Source organism: Stenotrophomonas panacihumi (genome assembly GCF_001431645.1).
GTDB classification, from domain to species: Bacteria; Pseudomonadota; Gammaproteobacteria; order Xanthomonadales; family Xanthomonadaceae; genus Stenotrophomonas_A; species Stenotrophomonas_A panacihumi.
Genome location: NZ_LLXU01000124.1, coordinates 1 through 18,658 on the forward strand (window position 1 = coordinate 1; position 18,658 = coordinate 18,658).

The following is an 18,658-nucleotide window of genomic DNA, read 5'->3' on the forward strand; positions in this document are numbered from 1 at the left end:
GGTGCGCTCGAACTTACCCTTGGCCATGGCTGCTTCTTCTCGGTGTTCGTTGAAAGGTATGGCGACTTGAAGATGGTGCTCACGAAAGGAATCGAACCTTCGACCTCCTCCTTACCAAGGAGGTGCTCTACCGACTGAGCTACGTGAGCGAGTTGTCCATTGTGGCATGTTTTACGTTCAATGGAGCGGGAGACGGGAATCGAACCCGCACCATCAGCTTGGAAGGCTGAGGTTCTACCGTTGAACTACTCCCGCACCGGGAATGAACTGCCACAACGTGAAACTGGTGGAGGGAGGTGGATTCGAACCACCGAAGGCGTAAGCCAGCAGATTTACAGTCTGCCCCCGTTGGCCGCTTGGGTATCCCTCCGGATTTCCCACCCCGTCATTCGTGGCCGCGAGGCCATTCATGCCGGTGTGGAGAGCCCGCAATTTTGGGCGGGGCTCCGGTTGTTGTCAACAAAAATTTACATCTTTTTGGCGGGCGACCGACAGCGCGGCCGCCCCGGTTACACGTTGAAGCGGAAGTGCAGCACGTCGCCTTCCTGCACCCGGTACTCCTTGCCTTCCAGGCGCAGGCGACCGGCTTCCTTGGCACCCGCCTCGCCCTTGTACTTGATGAAGTCGTCGAACGAGATCGTCTCGGCGCGGATGAAGCCGCGCTCGAAATCGGTGTGGATCACCGCGGCGGCCTGCGGCGCGGTCGAGCCCGCCTTGACCGTCCAGGCGCGCACTTCCTTCACGCCCGCGGTGAAGTAGGTCTGCAGCCCGAGCAGCTTGTAGGCCGCGCGGATCACGCGATTCAAGCCCGGCTCGTCCAGGCCCAGGTCGGCCAGGAACGCGTCGCGGTCGGCGTCATCCAGCTGCGCCAGCTCTTCCTCGATCGCCGCCGACACCGGCACCACTTCGGCCCCCTCGGCGGCGGCGTGCTTGCGCACGGCCTCCAGGTGCGGGTTGTTGTCGAAGCCGTCCTCCAGCACGTTGGCGATGTACATCACCGGCTTGAGGGTGAGCAGGAACAGGTCGCGGACCAGCGCCTTTTCCTCATCGTCCAGCCCGGCCGAACGGCCCGGCTTGCCTTCGGCCAGCGCGGCCTGCAGCTTGGCCAGCACCGGCTTGCGCGCGGCCGCTTCCTTGTCGCCACCCTTGGCGGCGCGCTCGGCGCGGTTGAGCGCCTTCTCGACGCTGTCCAGGTCGGCCAGCGCCAGTTCGGTATCGATGGTCTCGATGTCCGACAGCGGGTCGACCTTGCCAGCCACGTGGATGACGTCGCCGTGCTCGAAGCAGCGCACCACGTGGGTGATCGCATCGACTTCGCGGATATGCGCCAGGAACTTGTTGCCCAGGCCCTCGCCGCTCGCCGCGCCGGCGACCAGGCCGGCGATGTCGACGAACTCGACCGCCGTCGGCACGACCTTCTGCGGCTTCACGATCTCCGACAGCTGGTTCAGGCGCAGATCCGGCACCGGCACGATGCCGACGTTCGGCTCGATCGTGCAGAACGGGAAGTTGGCCGCGGCGATACCCGCCTTGGTCAGCGCGTTGAACAGGGTCGACTTGCCGACGTTAGGCAGGCCGACAATGCCGCATTTGATGCCCATGATTGATCCGGGGATTGGTGATTCGGGATTCGGGATTCGCGCGGCGCACCGGCAAATCCCGAATCCCCAACCATCAAGCCTTGGCGGTGTTGAGGCGCTTGGTGGCCTCGTTGAAGTTACCCGATGCCGCCAGCGGCAGCACGTCGATCGCATCGTCGATGGCGCGGCCGATCAGCACGTCGTCCTCGCCCCTTGCACGCCCCAGCACCCACGGAACCACCTTGTCCTTGTGCCCGGGATGGCCGATACCCACGCGCAGGCGGTGGAACTTGCCGTGGCCGAGCAGGCGGATCGTGTCGCGCAGGCCGTTCTGGCCGCCATGGCCGCCGTCGAACTTCAGCCGCGCGATGCCCGGCGCAAGATCCAGTTCGTCGTGGGCCACGAGCATCTGCTCCGGCTCGATCTTCCAGAAGCGCAGCGCCGCGGTGATCGACTTGCCACTGAGGTTCATGAAGGTGGCGGGCTTGAGCAGCCACACCGGCTGACCGGCAATGTCCACGCGGGCCACTTCGCCGAACAGCTTGGATTCCAGGTTCCAGCGCGCGCCCGCCGACTCGGCGAGGGCATCGACGAAACGAAACCCGGCGTTGTGCCGGGTTTGGGCGTGTTCCGGACCGGGATTGCCGAGTCCGACGATCAGTCGCAGTCCAGACATGCCGTGACCACCGCAACGCTCCCCCGCGCGCGTGGCGCGGGGGAGACGCGGCGATTACTTGGTCTCGCCTTCGGCCGCCGGGGCCTCGGCTTCTTCGCGACCGTGCTTGGCGATCACGACGGCGACGTCGTGCTCCTTGCCCAGCTTCAGCTCCGGGATTTCCACGCCGGCCGGCAGCTTGATGTCCGACAGGTGGATCACGTTGCCGACTTCCAGGGCCGACAGGTCGACCTCGATGAACTCCGGCAGGTCCTTCGGCAGGCAGCTCACCTGCACTTCGTTCAGCTCGTGGGTCACGACGACTTCGGCCGACTTGCCGGCCGGCGACTTGTCTTCGTTGACGAAGTGCAGCGGGACCGAGGCGTTCAGCTTTTCGTTCTCGTTCACGCGCTGGAAGTCGATGTGCATGATCAGCTGCTTGAACGGGTGGCGCTGCATGTCACGCAGCAGCACCTTCTGCACGTCGCCGTTGAGGCTCAGGTCCAGGATCGAGGAGTAGAACCACTCGTTCTGCTGGGCCAGCCACACTTCTTCGTGGTCGAGCTGGATGCTGACGGGCTTGAGGTCGCCACCGTAGACGATGGCCGGGATCAGGCCGGCATGACGCAGGCGGCGGCTCGCACCCTTACCTTCGTCTTCGCGGCGCTGGACCTTGATTTCATGGGTCTTGGACATTTCTATTCACTACCTAGGTTGAATGAACCGCCTCGCGGCGGTCTTGCGACTCCCCCGCGACCAGGGGAGCCGTTACAGCGAGCCGGTCTCCCGGCTCAATCCACGTACAGCGAGCTGACCGATTCGCCGAAGGCGATGCGCCGGATGGTCTCGGCGAGCAGTTCGGCCACGCTCAGCTGGCGAATCTTGGGGCACACGCGCGCCTGGTCGGAAAGCGGGATCGTGTCGGTGACGACGATCTCGTCCAGCTGCGAGTTGGTGATGTTGTCCACCGCCGGGCCCGAGAACACCGGGTGCGTGCAGTAGGCCACCACCTTCACCGCGCCGCGCTGCTTGAGCGCCGCGGCGGCGGCGCACAGCGTGCCGGCGGTGTCGACCAGGTCGTCCACCAGCACGCAGGTCTTGCCCTGCACGTCGCCGATGATGTTCATCACCGTGGCCACGTTCGCGCGCGGGCGGCGCTTGTCGATGATGGCCAGGTCGGCGTCGTCCAGGCGCTTGGCGACCGCGCGGGCGCGCACCACGCCGCCGACGTCTGGCGAAACCACGATCAGGTTATCGGTGCCGTAGGCGCGCCAGATGTCGGCCAGCAGCAGCGGCGAGGCGTACACGTTGTCGACCGGAACATCGAAGAAGCCCTGGATCTGGTCGGCGTGCAGGTCCACCGTGAGCACGCGGTCGGCGCCGATGGCGCTGACCATCTTGGCGGCGACCTTGGCGGTGATCGGCACGCGCGAGGAGCGCATGCGGCGATCCTGCCGCGAATAACCGAAGTACGGGATCACCGCGGTGACGGACGCGGCGCTGGCGCGCTTGAGCGCGTCGATCAGCACCAGCAGTTCCATCAGGTTCTCCGCGCTCGGCGCGCAGGTCGGCTGCACCACGAACACTTCCTGGCGACGCACGCTTTCCTCGATCTCGACCTGCACTTCCCCGTCGGAGAAGCGCGAGACCAGGGCCTTGCCCATGCGTACGCCCAGCTCCTTGCAGATGCTCTGCGTCAACTGCTTGTTGGCATTGCCGGAAAAGACCAGCAGGTTGCGTTCGTCTTGCATGGGGCGGGCTCGGGCGGCGGCGGGAAAGCGGGTGGTGCAAGCATCCGCGGCGCGCTGGCGGGCGCGCGGCCGCAAATGGCAGGGGCGGTAGGATTCGAACCTACGAATGCCAGGATCAAAACCTGGTGCCTTGGGCCTCTTGGCGACGCCCCTGCATCAAACCTTCATCGCCGCCAGCGCATCGAGCAACGGAGACCTTGCGGCCCCGCCGACGACCCAGGCGCGCAGTTCCGCCGGCAGTTCGGACCGTGCGCGCTCTGCGGCGTGCAGCGAATCGAACTCGACGAAACAGCCGCCACCCGACCCGGTCAACCGAGGCGAACCGACGCGCGCCAACGCCTTGAACACCGCCTCGACGGCAGGTTCGCGGCGGCGCAGCACCGGCTCGAACGCGTTGTCGAGCAGGGTTCCGGAAGCGAAGTCCGCTATTTTCGCGGGCGCGGCATCGCGCGTCAAATCAGGGGCCCGGAAAAGTTCAGGGGTCGGCACATGGACGCCGGGGTCCACCAGCAGATACCAGGCCGGCGCCAGCGCGAGGGGCGTGAGCCGCTCGCCCACCCCTTCGGCCCAGGCGTTGTGCCCGCGAATGAATACGGGCACGTCCGCGCCGAGCTTGCAGCCCAGCGCCGCAAGCTCCTCCACCGGGAGATGCAGGCCCCAGAGGGCATTCAGCGCGACCAGCACCGTGGCCGCATCGGACGAACCGCCGCCGAAACCACCGCCCGTGGGGATGCGCTTTTCGACGCGGATATCGGCAGATAGCGGGCAATTGGCGGACGAACGCAACAGTTCGGCCGCTCGAACCACGAGATCCTGCGCTTCCTCCACCCCCGGCGCGGAGGGCCCGATCCGCCGGATGGGGCCGGCCGGCCCGACCCGCAGGTGGATCGTGTCACCCCAGTCGAGGATGCGGAAAACGGTCTGCAGGTCGTGGTAGCCATCGGGGCGACGCCCCACCACATGCAGGAACAGGTTGAGCTTCGCCGGGGCCGGCCAGCTCGACCAGCCCCCTGCCTCCACGTCACTCATGGCGAGGCCACGTCCCACTGGTCGAACACCAGCCGCACCTTGGCGTCGCCCATGCGCGCTTCGATGCGCTTCGGCAGCGCCGGGCGATCGGCCTCGGCGGGGAACCATTCCTGGTAATCCACGCGCCAGCCGGCCTGCTCCAGCGCGGCCGGGCGCCCCTCGGCGTCGCGCACCACGCCGGCCTGGCCGTCATCGACCAGCCCGCGCACCCAGGCCGGCAACCCTTCGACCGGAATCTGCCAGCCCGTGGCCTGGAACAGCATCTCCTGGGCGTCGTCGCCGGTCCGCGGACCGCCCTCGACCCCTTCCAGGCGCGCCTGGCCGGTCGCGCCCTCGCCGCTCAGCACCCAGCTCTGCCGGGTCACCGGCGCGCTCAGCTGGATGCGGTAATCCCGCCCGGTCTGGCGCCAATCCACCCGGCCGCTGCCGCCATTGCGCCCCTTGCTGATCGCCGCCCGGCCCTGGAACGACCAGTCCGGGTGCGCGCGCAGCCACGCCTGGCGCGCGACCTCGGCCTGAAGCGCCTCGGCGCTCACCGGCACGGAAGCCGCCGGCGCGGAAGGACGCGGCGCGGGGCCCGCGCAGGCTGACAACAACGCCGCCACCCACACCAGCGACAGCGCCTGACCACGAAAACTCATAGACCGTACTTCTCCTTGATGCGCTGCAGCGCCCGGTTGTCGGGATCGCTCCCGCGCGCTTCCCCGGCATAGTGCCGGGCTTCGTCCTGCTGACCGCTGACCCACAGCACTTCGGCCAGGTGCGCGCCGATCTCGGCGTCCTTGGCCAGCGACCACGCCCGGCGCAGCTGCACCAGCGCGTCGCGGTTGCGGCCCATGCGATAGAGCACCCAGCCGTAGCTGTCGATGATGGCCGGGTTGTCCGGGTCGGCGGTACGCGCGCGCTCGATCAGCGCCAGCGCCTCCTTGTAGCGGGTGGTGCGGTCGGCCAGGGTGTAGCCGAGCGCGTTCAGCGCGGCCACGCTTTCCGGCTCGGTCACCAGGATCTTGCGCAGGTCGGCCTCGGCGCGGGCGATGTCGTCGCGGCGCTCCCAGGCCAGGCCGCGGGCGTAGAGCAGCGCGTTGTCGTCCGGGTAGGCAGCCAGGCCGCGGGCGAAGGCATCCAGTTCGCCGGCATCGTCGCCCTGCTCCTGGCGCAGCTCGGCTTCCAGCACGTAGGCGTCGCGCCGGGCATCGTCGTCGGCATCCGCGTCGCCCTGCAGGGCGTGCACGGTGTCGTAGGCCTCCTGCTTGCGGTCGAGCTTGAACAGCGCGTTGGCCGCGCGCAGGCGGGCCTCGCTGCGCGCCGGGCCACCCGGCACGCCGCGGTACCAGTCCACCGCTTCCTGGTAGCGCTCCAGGTATTCGGCCATCTTGCCGAGCAGCAGGCGCCGCTGCGGGTCCGGCGAGGCGGCATCGGCCTTGAGTTCGTCGTACAGGGCGGTCAGCGCCGCCTCGTCGTGCTGCTTGGCCAGCAGCGAGGCGCGCAGGCCATAGGTATTGGTGTCCTGCGGCCCGACCGCCAGCACCTTCGCCGCGGCCGCCGGCTCGCCCATGCTGTCGTAGCTGTAGGCCAGCGCGGCGCGCAGCTCGGCATCGCGCGCGGCCTGCGGCTCCACGCCCTGCAGCAGTGCCATCGCTTCCTCGCGCTTGCCGGCCTGCGACAACTGGTTGGCATGCAGCAGCGCCACCCGCGGCTCGCTCGGGAAACGCCGCACCACTTCATCCACGATCTGCTTGGTCAGCGCCGGGCGCTCCATGCGCAGCGCCAGCCGGCCGAATTCCTGCCAGGCCTCGATCTGGTTCGGAATCGCCCCGGCCGACACCAGCGAACCCAGCACCTGGGCGACCGCATCCGGCTCGCGCGATGCGCCGGCCAGCGCCACTAGCGCAAACCGCCAGCCGCGCGGATCCGGGTCGCGCAGCAGCGATTCCAGCTGCTTGCGCGCCTGCCGGCGCTCGCCCTTGCGCAGGGCCAGGGTCGCCTCGGTGCTGCGCATGGCCAACGATTGCGGGGCCCGCTGCCGCCACAGCACCAGCGCCTTGGCGGCACTGGCATCGTCGTCGGCCAGCATGGCGATGCGCGCGGCCCGTTCGGCCAGGCCGGCGTCGTCGGGGGTCTGGCGGGCGGCCTGCAGGTACCAGCGCGTGGCTTCTTCCAGCTCTCCGGCCTGCAACGCGAACTCACCCGCCAGCACCGGCTCCAGGGAGGCGTCCGGCGCGCCCTGCGAAGGGGCCGGGGGGCGGGCCGCGGCCGTCGCGGCCCATGTCGACAACAGGAGAACGCAGAGGACTCGCAGGAAAACGGGCATCGTGGGCTGCCGGGCCGTAAAATGGGGGCCCTGAATGGCCAGCAGCTTATCGCAAGCGACCCGAATGAGTTTGTGGGTGCTCGGACTCAACCACCAGACCGCACCGGTGGATCTGCGTGAACGCGCCGCGTTCGATGGCGAGGCGTTGCCGCGCGCGCTCGCCTCGCTACGCGCCCTGCCGGAAGTGGCCGAAGCGGCCCTGCTGTCCACCTGCAACCGCACCGAGCTGTACGCCGTCGCCGAAGACGCCGCCTCGCTGACCCGCTGGCTCGACGCCCAGGCCCCGGGCCTGCAGGCCTATCTCTACCAGCACCAGGACAGCGAAGCGGTCCGCCACCTGTTCCGCGTGGCCACCGGGCTGGATTCGATGGTGCTGGGCGAGCCGCAGATCCTGGGCCAGGTGAAGGACGCCTGGGCCGTCGCGCGCCAGTACGGCGCGCTCGGCAACCGCCTGGACCGCCTGTTCCAGCAGACCTTCTCGGTGGCCAAGCGCGCCCGCACGGATACCCGCATCGGCGCCAACCCGGTGTCGGTGGCCTCCACGGCGGTGCGGCTGGCGCAGGAATCGTTCACCCGGCTGGATGAATCGACCGTGCTGCTGATCGGCGCCGGCGAGACCATCGAGCTGGCCGCGGCCCACCTCAGCGAAGGCAAGGTCAAGCGCCTGCTCATCGCCAACCGCACGCTGGCCCATGCCCAGGCCTTGGCGAGCCAGCACGGCGGCTACGCGCTGCCGCTGGACGAACTGGCGCGCCACCTGGCCGAAGCCGATGTCGTGTTCTCGGCCACCGCGGCGCGCGAGCCGATCGTCGGCAAGCGGCTGGTGGAGGACGCGCTGCGCGCGCGCCGCCGCAAGCCGGTGCTGCTGTTCGACCTGGCCGTGCCGCGCGACATCGACCCGGCCGTGGCCGAGCTCGACGACGCCTACCTGTACACCGTCGACGACCTCGAGCGCGCGGTCGAGGACAACCGTCGCAGCCGGCGCGAAGCGGCCACCGCCGCCGAGGCGATCATCGAGCTGCAGGTCGCGCGCTACATGGAAAGCCAGCAGGCCAGCGCGCACCACGCGCCGCTCAAGCGCCTGCGCGCGTTCGGCGACGGCACCCGCGACGAACTGCTGGCCAAGGCCCGCGCGCAGCTGCTCAACGGCCGCCCGGCCGAGGAAGTGCTCGAACAGCTCGCGCATGGCCTCACCAACCGCTTGCTGCACCCGCCGACCGCCGCGCTGCGCGAGGCCGCGCTCAGTGGCGACGCCGAACTCGCGCGCGCCGCCGACCGCCTGTTCCCGGAAAAGCCGGGCTATTCGCATCCCGCGACGAACCACCCCACCGTGACCCCGAATGACGCCGACCCTGCGCCGTAAGCTCGAAGCGCTGGCCGAACGCCGCGAAGAACTGGAACGCCTGCTGTCCGATCCCGAGGTCGTCGGCGACAACGAGCGCTTCCGTGCGTTCTCGCGCGAGTTCTCCCAGCTCGAACCGGTGGCGCAGGCACTGGCCGAAGAAGCGCGCGCCAAGGCCGACCTGTCGGCCGCCGAGGCGATGCGCGCCGACCCCGAGCTGCGCGAGATGGCCGATGAGGAAGCCGCCGCCGCGCAGGCACGGCTGGACGCGCTCGATGGCGAGCTCGCCCTGCTGCTGGTGCCGCGCGATCCGCGCGACGAAGGCAACCTGTTCCTGGAAGTGCGCGCCGGCACCGGCGGCGACGAGGCGGCGATCTTCGCCGGCGACCTGTTCCGCATGTACGCCCGCTATGCCGAGCGCCAGGGCTGGAAGGTGGAGGTCGAATCGGACAACCCCGGCGAGCATGGCGGCTACAAGGAAGTCGTGGCGCGCATCGTCGGGCGCGGCGCGTATTCGCGCCTGAAGTTCGAATCCGGCACGCACCGCGTGCAGCGCGTGCCGGCCACCGAATCGCAGGGGCGCATCCACACCTCGGCGGCGACGGTGGCGATCATCCCGGAAGCCGACGACGTCGAGGACATCGAGATCAACCCGGCCGACCTGAAGGTGGACACCTTCCGTTCTTCCGGCGCGGGCGGCCAGCACGTCAACAAGACCGAATCGGCGATCCGCATCACCCACGTGCCGACCGGCGTGGTGGTCGAATGCCAGACCGAGCGCAGCCAGCACGCCAACCGCGACAAGGCGATGAAGCGGCTCAAGGCGCAGCTGCTCGATGCCGAACGCAGCAAGCAGGCCGCCGCCCAGGCCGAGAGCCGCCGGCTGCAGGTCGGCAGCGGCGACCGCAGCCAGCGCATCCGCACCTACAACTTCCCGCAAGGCCGCATCACCGACCACCGCGTTGAAGGCCTGACCCTGTACGACCTGCCGAACATCATCGAAGGCGACCTCGGCGATCTCATCGGCCGCCTGCAGCACGAACACCAGGTCGACGAACTCGCCCGCCTGGGCGCGGCGTGAACCCGGCGCCCTCGCCCGAGCAGGAACGCCAGCAACTGCGCGAGGCCGTGCGGCGCCAACCCGATGACTTCATCGCCTGGCTGATGCTGGCCGACGCCGAGATGGGCGGCGGCGCGCTCGACGCCGCGGCGCAGGCACTGCAGCGCGCACAGGCGCTGCGTGGCACGCACCCGGAAACGCTCGCCCGGCTCGGCCGACTGCACTGGATGCGGGGCGAGCACGCGCCGGCCACCACGCTGCTTCGGCAGGCCGCGGCGATGGCGCCGCAGCACCCGGGCATCGCGCTGTGGCTGGGCCATGCGCTGGAGGACGCCGGCGAAGCGGAGCCGGCCGCGCAGGCCTATGCGATCGCGCACCGGCTGGTGCCGGGCGACCCGTACATCGCCGCGCAGGCGCTCAACTGGCAGCGACGGCTGTGCGACTGGTCGCAGCTGGCGCCGTTGTCGCGGCTGGTGCGGCAGGCCGTGGCGCAGGGGCGCCCGGGCGTGGAGCCGTTCGCCTTCCTCAGCGAAGACAGCAGCGCCGCCGAACAACTGGCCTGCGCGCGACTGCGCGCTGCCGCCTTCGCCAACGTCCGCCCGATGCCGGCCACCGCCGTGCGCCGCGACGGCCCGCTGCGGCTGGGCTTTCTTTCCAACGGCTTCGGCGCGCACCCCACCGGCCTGCTCACCGTGGCAATGTTCGAAGCGCTGCGCGCGCATCCGCACGTGCAGGCCCACCTGTTCGCGCTCAACCGCGACGACGGCAGCGAGATCCGCCGGCGGCTGGCCGCGGCCACCACGCTGCACGATGTCGCCGGACAGCCGCACCCGGCCACCGCGCAGGCGATCCGCGCGGCCGGCATCGACGTGCTGTTCGACCTGCGCGGCTGGGGCGGCGGCGGCGCACCCGACGTGCTGGCGCTGCGGCCAGCGCCGGTCCAGATGAACTGGCTGGCATACCCCGGCACCTCCGGTGCGCCGTGGATCGATTACGTGATCGGCGATGCGTTCGCGCTGCCGGACGCGCTGGCGCCGCACTACAGCGAACGCGTGTTGCGACTGCCCCGCGCGTTCCAGCCTTCGGATACCACGCGCGTCGTGGAGACCCCGCCGCCGCGCGCCGCCTGCGGCTTGCCCGAGGAAGGCGTGGTGTTCTGCTGCTTCAACAACAGCTACAAGCTCAACCCGCGCAGCGTCGGCCGCCTCCTGGCGGTGCTGCGCGGCGTGCCCGGCAGCGTGCTGTGGCTGCTCTCGGGCCCGGGCCATGCCGACGCGCGGCTGCGTGCGGCGGCCCAGGCCGGCGGCGTCGATCCGCGGCGCCTGGTGTTCATGCCCAAACTGCCGCATCCGCTCTACCTGGCGCGGTATCGCCACGCGGACCTGTTCCTGGATACCGATCCCTACAACGCGCACACCACCGCCTCGGACGCGCTGTGGGCCGGCTGCCCGGTGCTCACCACGCCCGGCCAGACGTTCGCCGCGCGCGTGGCCGGCAGCCTCAACCACCACCTCGGCCTGGACGCGCTCAACGTGGCCGACGATGCCGCCTTCATCGACACCGCCATCGCGCTGGGCAATGCACCGGCGCGGCTGGCTGCATTGCGCGCGGAAGTGATGGCCCGCCGCGAAAGCAGCGGGCTGTTCGACATGGCCGGCTTCGCGCGCGATTTCGCCGCGCTCGCCGCCGAGGTCGGCCGCCGCCACGGCTGGCAGGGCTGAGCCGGGCCTGCCTGTACGCCCTGCCGGCCAGCCGCTAGGCTGGCCCGCATGAGCCACGCCACCGACCTGATCCCGCTGCGCCTGTGCGTGCTGACCGTCTCCGACAGCCGCACGCTCGCCGACGACACTTCCGGCGCCTACCTGGCCGATGCCCTGCGCGATGCCGGCCACGTCCTGCACGAACGCGCCATCGCCCCGGATGATCGCTACCGCCTGCGCGCCATCGTCTCGACGTGGATCGCCGACCCGGCGGTGGACGGCATCCTCGTCACCGGCGGCACCGGCTTCACCGGCCGCGACAGCACGCCCGAGGCGCTGCTGCCGCTGCTGGACAAGACCATGCCCGGCTTCGGCGAACTGTTCCGCGCGATCAGCTTCGAGGAGATCGGCACCTCCTCGCTGCAGTCGCGCGCCTTCGCCGGCCTCGCCAACGCCACCTTCCTGTTCGCCCTGCCCGGCTCGCGCTCGGCCTGCCGCACCGGCTGGGAGCGCATCATCCGCGACCAGCTCGACGCCCGCACCCGCCCCTGCAACCTCGCCACGCTGCGCCCACGCCTGCGCGAGTAGGCTGGCCCCGCCTACCCGGAGAAGACGCGATGGCGCTCAAGCGCAAGGAATACGAAAAGCTCGTCAAGCCGCTGCAGCTGGAACTGGTGTCGATGGCGCGCTGGCTGCAGCACACCGGCCAACGCGCGCTGGTACTGCTCGAAGGCCGCGACACCGCCGGCAAGGGCGGCGTGATCCAGGCGATCTCCGAGCACATCAACCCGCGCCAATGCCGGGTGGTCGCGCTGCCCAAGCCCAGCGACCGCGAAAGCACGCAGTGGTATTTCCAGCGCTACGTCGCGCACCTGCCGGCGGCCGGCGAGATCGTGCTGATGGACCGCAGCTGGTACAACCGCGCCGGCGTCGAGCATGTGATGGGGTTCTGCAGCGAGCAGGAATACCTGGCCTTCCTGCACCAGGCGCCGCGCTTCGAGCACTTGCTGGTCGAGGACGGCATCCTGTTGTTCAAGTACTGGCTCACCGTGGACCAGAAGCAGCAGGAGGAGCGCTTCGCCGAGCGCCACGAAGATCCGCTCAAGGGCTGGAAGCTTTCGCCGGTGGACCTGCAATCGCGCACCGCGTACGCCGATTACACCCGCGCGCGCGAAGCGATGCTGCAGGCCACCCACACCGAATGGGCGCCCTGGACGCTGGTGGATTTCAACGACCAGAAACGCGGCCGGCTCACGTTGGTGCGCGACCTGCTCGATCGCCTCCCGGACGTGCGCCTGCCGCCGGATGAAAAGCCGCTGCCGCCGCTACCCGGCAAGCTGCACAAGGAAAAATTCGGCCTGCTGAAGCCGATCACGCCTTACCAGCTGGACGACTGAGCGCCTCCGGCGGCGGCGGCTTCGTGCTCGCGCGCGACCGCATCCAGCGCCGCCACCGCACTGCGATGCAACTGCAGGAACGCCGGCCACAACGGCTGCGCGGCCTCGACCTGGGTGATGTCGTCCCCGCCGTCGCGGCGCAGGTTCGGGCAACGCGCCAGCAGCCACGCTTCCAGCGTCATGCCGCCCGGCAGCTGCACGGTGGCCGCGCCGAGCAGCCAATCGCGCAGGAGCTGGCGGAAATCGCCGGCCAGCGCATAGGCCACGTCGACCTGGTCCAGGTCGGCCTGCGGATTCCACGCCAGCCGGCCGATGCGCCAGCCGCGCTCGCGCAGGTGCACGACGCCCGGCATCAGCGGGCGCAGCGCGCGCAGCAGGCGCCATTGCACCTGCAGGGTTTCGTGATCGGCCCCGCTGCGCGCGGCCATCGCCAGTTCGTAGCGGCGCGCCTGCAGGGCCGGGATCTCGTCGAGCACCGCCGGGCCCGGGTCGGCCTGCAGCAGCAAGGCTTCGGCGCGCAGCGCGGCGATGTCGGGCATGGCGTCGTCGCCGTCGCGCAGCGGCACGCCGTGGTCCACCAGCGCCAGGGCCAGGCCCAGCGCGCGCTGGCGCTGCTGCTGGCGCACGCGGCGCTGTTCGGCCAGCCACCAGGCGTCGTGCTGTTGCTGCAGGCGGCGCAGCACCTGCAGGCCATCCAGGTCGCGCCACGGCCGCCGGCCGGCGTCGTCGGGATCGAAGCGCAGCGGGTCCGGCAGATCGTCGTCGACGGCGATGCCGTCTTCCAGCGCGTCCGCGCCGAGCGCGACGAGCGCCATCAGGTCCACGCCGGAGGATGCGCTGAAATGCATCCGCGCCCATTGCGCGCGCCAGGCCGAGAACAGCAGCAGCACGGCGAAGCCGATCGCCACGCCCACCTGCACCGACGGCGGCTGGCCGGCGATGATCACCGCGGCCATCGTGAACAGCGCCAGGCCCAGGAGAATCCAGAACGCACGGGCACGCCGTCCCGCGCGCGCGCGCCGTCGTCGCAATGCCGTCATCGCCGATTACCCCTGTCGCAAATCGATGCCGTCATATCGGCACCCGGGCCCGGAGCTTGTGCCTCCGGCGTGAAAAGCGCTTAGCCGGTCAAGAAACCCGGCGCCACGGGCGCGTCGTGCGCCTGGCGGTCCAGCCGGTCCACGCGCGCCAGTGCAGGTCCATGCAACAAGCGTGCCGCCAGTGCGTCGATCGCCGCAGCCTCGCCGGCCACGACCACGTCGACATCGCCGCCGGGCAGGTTGAACGCGTGGCCGTCCAGGCCCAGCGCCACGGCCTGGTCGCGGGTCCACGCGCGGAACCCGACGCCCTGCACGCGACCGCCGACGCGGAAGCTTGCCTGTGCCATCAGCCGACCTTGCCGCCCGCGGCGGCAATGGCCGCTTCGATGTCGCGCGCCTCCACCGGGCCGAGGAACTGCTTGGCGATCTTGCCGTCCGGGCCGATCAGGTAGCTCATCGGCAGGCCGCGCGGCACGGCGAAGTCGGCCGGCGGCTGGTAGGTGTCGACGATGGCGATCGGGTAGGCCACCGGGTGTTCCTTGAGGAAGGCCTGCATCTCGGCCGGCTCGATGTCCTCGTAGGCCAGCCCGACCACCTCGATGTTGTTGCGCATGGCATGCAACGCGGAGAGCTCCGGCATTTCCTTCAGGCACGGCGCGCACCAGGTCGCCCAGAAGTTCACCACCACCCACTTGCCGCGGTGTTCGGCCAGGTCGTAGGTCTTGCCGTCGACGGTGGGCAGCTTCAGCGCCGGCTGCTCGGCGGTGACCTCGCGCGCTGGCGCGACCGGCTCGGCGGGCGCCGTCGGGGCCGCGGGCGTGGCGGCGGGCTGCGCGGCGGTGGGCGCGGCGGGCGCGGCGGCGGGTTCGGGCTGGCGCTGGCAGGCCACCAGGGCGAGCAGGCAGGTAGCGACGGCAAGGGCGCGGGCGCAAGTCATGGAGTGTCTCCGGAAAGGGTCTTGTAGAGGTCGCCGACGCGACGCCGCAACATGGCGCGCAGCGGCAGGCGCAGTTCGTCCAGGGCCTGGGAGGCCACCTGTCCCAGCGCGTCGTCGCGGCCGGGCAGCGGGCTGTCGTCCACCGGCACGCGCAGCTGGCAGTGCTCGTACAGCTCCAGCAGCGGCACTTCGTCCAGGTCGCGCGCCAGCAGCCAGTGGCCGAGCTCGTCGCGCCGCACCAGGCGGATGCGTTCCAGTTCGCACAGCATCTGCTGCAGCAGCGAATCGGTGAGCATCGGCTCCAGCGCCAGCATCTGGTCCTCGTCCAGGCCGCGGCCGTCGCGGCGCGCCAGCTGGAAACGGCCCAGCAGGCGCAGCAGCGCGTAGATCTCGTAGCCCGCCGGCAGGCGCACCCAGGCGGGCTGGTAGCGGAAGGCGGCGATCGAGGAGGACAGCGAGGCGCCGAGCAGGATCGACACCCAGCACAGGTAGATCCACAGCAGGAAGATCGGCAGGAACGCGACGGTGCTGCCGTAGATGCGCTCGTAGGACTGGAAGCCGCCGAGGTAGGCGCTCAAGCCCCAGCGCACCAGTTCCAGCAGCACCACCGCCAGCAGCGCGCCGGGCAGCGCGTGGCGCATGCGCACCGGATGGTGCGGCACCACGCGGTAGAGCAGCACGATGGCGACGAATTCGATGGCCACCGGCGCCAGCGCCAGCAGGCTGCTGGCCAGCGCGCGCCCTTCCGCCGTCTGGAACAGCGGCAGCGCGAAGAAGCGCACCGACACCGCCAGGCTCGCCGCGGAGACCATCGCGCCGAGCGTGAGCACCGTCCAGTACACGAGGAAGCGGGTGAACTTGGGCCGCGAGGACGCCACGCGCCAGATCTGGTTGAAGATCTGCTCCACGCTGTGCAGCGTGATCAGCAGCGACACCACCAGCGCGATCACGCCCGCCGCGGTGAGCTGGCCGGCGGCACCGGCGGCCTGCAGCAGGTAGCCCTGCACCGCGCTGGCGGCGCTGGGCACGAAGTGGGCGAAGATGTATTCGCTGAGGCGGTCCTTCCATTCGCCGAACACCGGGAAGGCCGAGAGCACGCCGAACACCACGATCGCCGCCGGCACGAGCGCGAACACGGTGGTGTAGGCCAGCGAGCCGGCGGCCTGGAACAGGCGGTCGTCCAGGAAGCGGCGCCACAGGAAACGGCCGAAGCTCACCGCGCGCGCGCGGTCGCGCAGGCGTTCCCTCCACAGGTTCAGCGTGTCCCTTGTCGCCATCGCGCAAGCGTACCCGATGCGCCCCGGGCGCGGCATGGCCGATACTGACGGCATTTCCGCAGACCGGTGCCCCCAAGACGATGAGCGAGATCCTGGTGCTGTACTACAGCCGTGGTGGTTCGGTGGCACGGCTGGCGCGCCAGATCGCGCGCGGCGTGGGCGAGGTTCCCGGCATGAGCGCGCGGCTGCGCACGGTGCCGCCGGTGTCGGCGCTGACCCAGCCGGCCGCCCCGCCGGTGCCCGAGGAAGGCGCGCCCTACGTGGAAGCGCAGGACCTGGTGGAGTGCGTCGGCGTGGCGCTGGGCAGCCCCACCCGCTTCGGCAACATGGCCGCGCCGGTGAAGCACTTCCTCGATGGCCTGGGCGCCGAATGGGCCAGCGGCACGCTGGCCGGCAAGCCCGCGGCGGTGTTCACCTCCACCGCCTCGATGCATGGCGGGCAGGAATCCACGCTGTTGTCGATGCAGATCCCGCTGCTGCACCACGGCTGCGTGATCGTCGGCATCCCCTTCACCGAGCCGGCGCTCAGCCACACCCGCACCGGCGGCACGCCGTATGGCGCCAGCCATGTGGCCGGCGTGGCCGACGACCCCCAGCCCAGCGATGAAGAAGTGCAGCTGGCGCGGGCACTGGGGCGCCGGCTGGCGACGATCGCGCGCAAGCTCGCCGCGCCATGACCCGGCTTCCGGTGCGCTGGAGCCTGCTGGTGCCCCTGCTGGGGCTGGCCGGACTGTACCTGTGGGCCTTCCACGACGACCGCCACCGCACCGCGGCCTGGGTCGTGTTCGCCCTGCCCCCCCTGCTGCTGGCCATGGCGCTGCCGCACAGCACGCGCGCCGCATTCTGGGCCGGCGTGCTGGCGCTGTTCTGGTTCAGCCACGGGGTGATGGTGGCCTGGAGCGGCGGCTATGCGCCGGCGTTGGCCGCGGCGGAAATCGTGCTGTCGCTGTGGGTGATCGGCGCGGCCAGCGCGCCGGGCCTGCGCGCGCGGTTCGGCCGCCGCAAAGGTTGAGGCCGGGCCGGGCGGGTATCATGGGCGCCTGCGCGCCGCTTCGTGCCGGCGCGCCCCGCAACCGGAACAGGCAACCGCAATGGAAGAACTCCTGATCGTCACCACCGGCGGCACGATCGACAAGATCTACTTCGACGACAAGTCGGACTACCAGATCGGCGACCCGCAGATCGGCGAGATCCTCAAGGAGCTGGGCGTGACGTTCCGCTTCACCGTCATCCCGATCATCCGCAAGGATTCGCTGCACATCACCGACGAAGACCGCGAGCTGATCCGCGCCACCGTCGCCGCGCAGCCGGCGCGCCACGTGCTGATCACCCACGGCACCGACAGCATGGTGCAGACCGGCGCGGTGCTGAAGTCGATCCCGGACAAGACCATCGTGATGACCGGCGCGCTGAACCCGGCGCGTTTCCGCGGCTCGGACGCGGAATTCAACATCGGCTGCGCGGTCGGCGCGGTGCAGAGCCTGCCGGCCGGCGTGTACATCGCCATGAACGGCCGCATCTGGAACCCGGACCACGTGCGCAAGAACGTGGCGGCCAATCGCTTCGAGGCGGCCTGACCGCCCGATGTCCAAGGCCACGCGCGCGACCCGGCAACTCGACGGCGCGCGCGTCGCCTACCGGCTGCATGCCTACGATTTCGATGCCGATGCGGCCGGCGGCAAGGGCGTGCATGCGGCGCAGTCGCTGGGGATCGCCCCGGAACGCATGCTCAAGACCTTGATGGCCTGGGTGGACGAACGCGCGGTGTGCGCGGTGATTCCCTCCGACCGGCAACTGCAGCTCAAGCGGCTGGCGGCAGCATGCGGCGGCAAGTCGGCACGGATGATGGAGATTCCCGAGGCCGAGCGCCGCAGCGGCTACAAGGTGGGCGGCATCAGTCCGTTCGCCCAGCAGCGGCCGGTGCCGGTATGGATCGAGCGCGATGCGCTGGTGCACGAAAGCGTGTGGATCAACGCGGGCCAGCGCGGCCTGCTGCTGGAAATCGAACCCACCGCGGCCGTCGGCTTCCTGCATGCCGAAGCCGCGGCCATCAGCGAATGACGCGACGGCGCGTCAGTAGCTCACGTTGAGCCGCACGCCGAAGAACGACCGGTAGGCGTACACGCGGATGAAGTAGAGCGCGGTCTCGGGGCTGTGGATCGAACAGCGCTCCTCGTTGTGCGGAAGGTGCGGACGGCATAGCCATTGGGTGGTCGTGGGCCGGGTCCCGCGCTGCACGTAGAGATCGGCATCGCCCTGGCCGCCCGCGATACGGACTTGCAGGGTGCGACCGGCCGGCACCTCGATGCTGTAACTCCGCGAAACCCCGCGAACGGCCGACATGCCCGGGGTGATGGTGCGCATGGGCACCGGGGTGGGCCTGGGCGCGGGCTTTGGTGCCGGTGCGGGTGCCGGCCGGGGTAGCGGAGCAGGTGTCGGCCTCGGTGCGGGTGCTGGCTTGGGCGTGGGAGCGGGAATTGGCGCCGGAGCCGGCTTTGGTGCCGGTGCCGGTGCCGGTGCCGGCTTTGGTGCCGGTGCCGGTGCCGGTGCCGGTGCCGGTGCCGGTGCCGGCACCGGCA

General features: G+C 70.3%; 21 protein-coding genes and 4 tRNA genes. 9 read left to right on the forward strand and 16 right to left on the reverse strand.

Annotated features, from left to right (window positions below; genetic code table 11):
- Nucleotides 1–73: 73 nt before the first annotated feature.
- The 11 genes from ARC20_RS15755 to ARC20_RS15805 form a co-directional block, all read right to left on the reverse strand.
- A tRNA-Thr gene (locus ARC20_RS15755) sits at nucleotides 74–149 on the reverse strand.
- A 32-nt stretch (nucleotides 150–181) separates the two neighbouring features.
- Nucleotides 182–255, reverse strand: a tRNA-Gly gene (locus tag ARC20_RS15760).
- A gap of 29 nt (nucleotides 256–284) precedes the next feature.
- Nucleotides 285–370: transfer RNA gene (locus tag ARC20_RS15765), tRNA-Tyr, on the reverse strand.
- A 139-nt stretch (nucleotides 371–509) separates the two neighbouring features.
- Entirely contained in the window at nucleotides 510–1,601 is a 1,092-nt protein-coding gene (gene ychF / locus ARC20_RS15770; protein ID WP_057648840.1) for a redox-regulated ATPase YchF, read from the reverse strand.
- Nucleotides 1,602–1,674: 73 nt separating this feature from the next.
- On the reverse strand, nucleotides 1,675–2,256 hold the full coding sequence (gene pth, locus ARC20_RS15775; protein ID WP_057648841.1) for an aminoacyl-tRNA hydrolase: 582 nt from the start codon (nucleotides 2,254–2,256) through the stop codon (nucleotides 1,675–1,677).
- A 54-nt stretch (nucleotides 2,257–2,310) separates the two neighbouring features.
- Nucleotides 2,311–2,931, reverse strand: a complete 621-nt coding sequence (locus ARC20_RS15780; protein ID WP_057648844.1) for a 50S ribosomal protein L25/general stress protein Ctc — start codon at nucleotides 2,929–2,931, stop codon at nucleotides 2,311–2,313.
- A 95-nt stretch (nucleotides 2,932–3,026) separates the two neighbouring features.
- On the reverse strand, nucleotides 3,027–3,986 hold the full coding sequence (locus ARC20_RS15785) for a ribose-phosphate diphosphokinase (RefSeq protein WP_057648845.1): 960 nt from the start codon (nucleotides 3,984–3,986) through the stop codon (nucleotides 3,027–3,029).
- 76 nt (nucleotides 3,987–4,062) lie between these two features.
- Nucleotides 4,063–4,139 (reverse strand) — tRNA-Gln (locus tag ARC20_RS15790).
- Between the two features lie 3 nt (nucleotides 4,140–4,142).
- On the reverse strand, nucleotides 4,143–5,015 hold the full coding sequence (gene ispE / locus ARC20_RS15795) for a 4-(cytidine 5'-diphospho)-2-C-methyl-D-erythritol kinase (protein WP_108143482.1): 873 nt from the start codon (nucleotides 5,013–5,015) through the stop codon (nucleotides 4,143–4,145).
- Nucleotides 5,012–5,656: a lipoprotein insertase outer membrane protein LolB gene (lolB, locus tag ARC20_RS15800; protein WP_057648848.1), complete on the reverse strand. Its 645-nt coding sequence runs from the start codon at nucleotides 5,654–5,656 to the stop codon at nucleotides 5,012–5,014. The genes ispE and lolB overlap by 4 nt, the downstream gene beginning before the upstream one ends.
- The gene (locus tag ARC20_RS15805; RefSeq protein WP_057648850.1) at nucleotides 5,653–7,326 is read right to left on the reverse strand and encodes a tetratricopeptide repeat protein; all 1,674 of its coding nucleotides are present in this window, start codon (nucleotides 7,324–7,326) and stop codon (nucleotides 5,653–5,655) included. The genes lolB and ARC20_RS15805 overlap by 4 nt, the downstream gene beginning before the upstream one ends.
- A 64-nt stretch (nucleotides 7,327–7,390) precedes the next feature.
- Here ARC20_RS15805 and hemA point away from each other — a divergent pair, with 64 nt between their 5' ends.
- The 5 genes from hemA to ppk2 are packed head-to-tail and all read left to right on the forward strand — an operon-like array spanning nucleotide 7,391 to nucleotide 12,825.
- Nucleotides 7,391–8,689: a glutamyl-tRNA reductase gene (gene hemA / locus ARC20_RS15810; protein WP_057648852.1), complete on the forward strand. Its 1,299-nt coding sequence runs from the start codon at nucleotides 7,391–7,393 to the stop codon at nucleotides 8,687–8,689.
- On the forward strand, nucleotides 8,667–9,749 hold the full coding sequence (prfA, locus tag ARC20_RS15815) for a peptide chain release factor 1 (protein ID WP_057648854.1): 1,083 nt from the start codon (nucleotides 8,667–8,669) through the stop codon (nucleotides 9,747–9,749). The genes hemA and prfA overlap by 23 nt, the downstream gene beginning before the upstream one ends.
- Entirely contained in the window at nucleotides 9,746–11,449 is a 1,704-nt protein-coding gene (locus tag ARC20_RS15820) for an O-linked N-acetylglucosamine transferase, SPINDLY family protein (protein ID WP_057648857.1), read from the forward strand. The genes prfA and ARC20_RS15820 overlap by 4 nt, the downstream gene beginning before the upstream one ends.
- 48 nt (nucleotides 11,450–11,497) lie before the next feature.
- A complete protein-coding gene (gene moaB / locus ARC20_RS15825; RefSeq protein WP_057648859.1) occupies nucleotides 11,498–12,016 on the forward strand; it encodes a molybdenum cofactor biosynthesis protein B in 519 nt (172 codons plus the stop codon).
- A gap of 29 nt (nucleotides 12,017–12,045) precedes the next feature.
- Nucleotides 12,046–12,825, forward strand: coding sequence for a polyphosphate kinase 2 (ppk2, locus tag ARC20_RS15830; protein WP_057648861.1), 780 nt, complete (start codon nucleotides 12,046–12,048; stop codon nucleotides 12,823–12,825).
- On the opposite strand, the gene ARC20_RS15835 is transcribed toward ppk2, so the two are convergent.
- The 4 genes from ARC20_RS15835 to ARC20_RS15850 form a co-directional block, all read right to left on the reverse strand.
- A complete protein-coding gene (locus ARC20_RS15835; protein WP_146165849.1) occupies nucleotides 12,807–13,865 on the reverse strand; it encodes a hypothetical protein in 1,059 nt (352 codons plus the stop codon). The genes ppk2 and ARC20_RS15835 overlap by 19 nt on opposite strands.
- Before the next feature lie 80 nt (nucleotides 13,866–13,945).
- Nucleotides 13,946–14,212 (reverse strand): acylphosphatase, encoded by a 267-nt coding sequence (locus ARC20_RS15840; protein ID WP_057648865.1) that lies wholly within the window; start codon nucleotides 14,210–14,212, stop codon nucleotides 13,946–13,948.
- The gene (locus tag ARC20_RS15845; protein WP_057648867.1) at nucleotides 14,212–14,802 is read right to left on the reverse strand and encodes a TlpA family protein disulfide reductase; all 591 of its coding nucleotides are present in this window, start codon (nucleotides 14,800–14,802) and stop codon (nucleotides 14,212–14,214) included. The genes ARC20_RS15840 and ARC20_RS15845 overlap by 1 nt, the downstream gene beginning before the upstream one ends.
- Nucleotides 14,799–16,079, reverse strand: a complete 1,281-nt coding sequence (locus tag ARC20_RS15850) for a YihY family inner membrane protein (protein ID WP_057648878.1) — start codon at nucleotides 16,077–16,079, stop codon at nucleotides 14,799–14,801. Before ARC20_RS15850 ends, ARC20_RS15845 begins: the two co-directional genes overlap by 4 nt.
- An 80-nt stretch (nucleotides 16,080–16,159) precedes the next feature.
- Between ARC20_RS15850 and wrbA the strand changes: the two genes are divergently transcribed.
- The 4 genes from wrbA to ARC20_RS15870 all read left to right on the forward strand — a co-directional run bounded on the left by wrbA (nucleotide 16,160) and on the right by ARC20_RS15870 (nucleotide 18,140).
- A complete protein-coding gene (gene wrbA, locus ARC20_RS15855; protein ID WP_057648869.1) occupies nucleotides 16,160–16,756 on the forward strand; it encodes an NAD(P)H:quinone oxidoreductase in 597 nt (198 codons plus the stop codon).
- Nucleotides 16,753–17,091, forward strand: coding sequence for a DUF2069 domain-containing protein (locus ARC20_RS15860; RefSeq protein WP_057648870.1), 339 nt, complete (start codon nucleotides 16,753–16,755; stop codon nucleotides 17,089–17,091). The genes wrbA and ARC20_RS15860 overlap by 4 nt, the downstream gene beginning before the upstream one ends.
- 79 nt (nucleotides 17,092–17,170) lie before the next feature.
- Entirely contained in the window at nucleotides 17,171–17,656 is a 486-nt protein-coding gene (locus tag ARC20_RS15865; protein ID WP_057648872.1) for an asparaginase domain-containing protein, read from the forward strand.
- Nucleotides 17,657–17,663: 7 nt separating this feature from the next.
- Nucleotides 17,664–18,140, forward strand: a complete 477-nt coding sequence (locus ARC20_RS15870) for an aminoacyl-tRNA deacylase (RefSeq protein WP_057648875.1) — start codon at nucleotides 17,664–17,666, stop codon at nucleotides 18,138–18,140.
- A 12-nt stretch (nucleotides 18,141–18,152) separates the two neighbouring features.
- Here the strand turns inward: ARC20_RS15870 and ARC20_RS18570 are convergent, their stop codons facing one another.
- Nucleotides 18,153–18,443, reverse strand: coding sequence for a PPC domain-containing protein (locus ARC20_RS18570; protein ID WP_057648877.1), 291 nt, complete (start codon nucleotides 18,441–18,443; stop codon nucleotides 18,153–18,155).
- Nucleotides 18,444–18,658 lie beyond the last annotated feature (215 nt).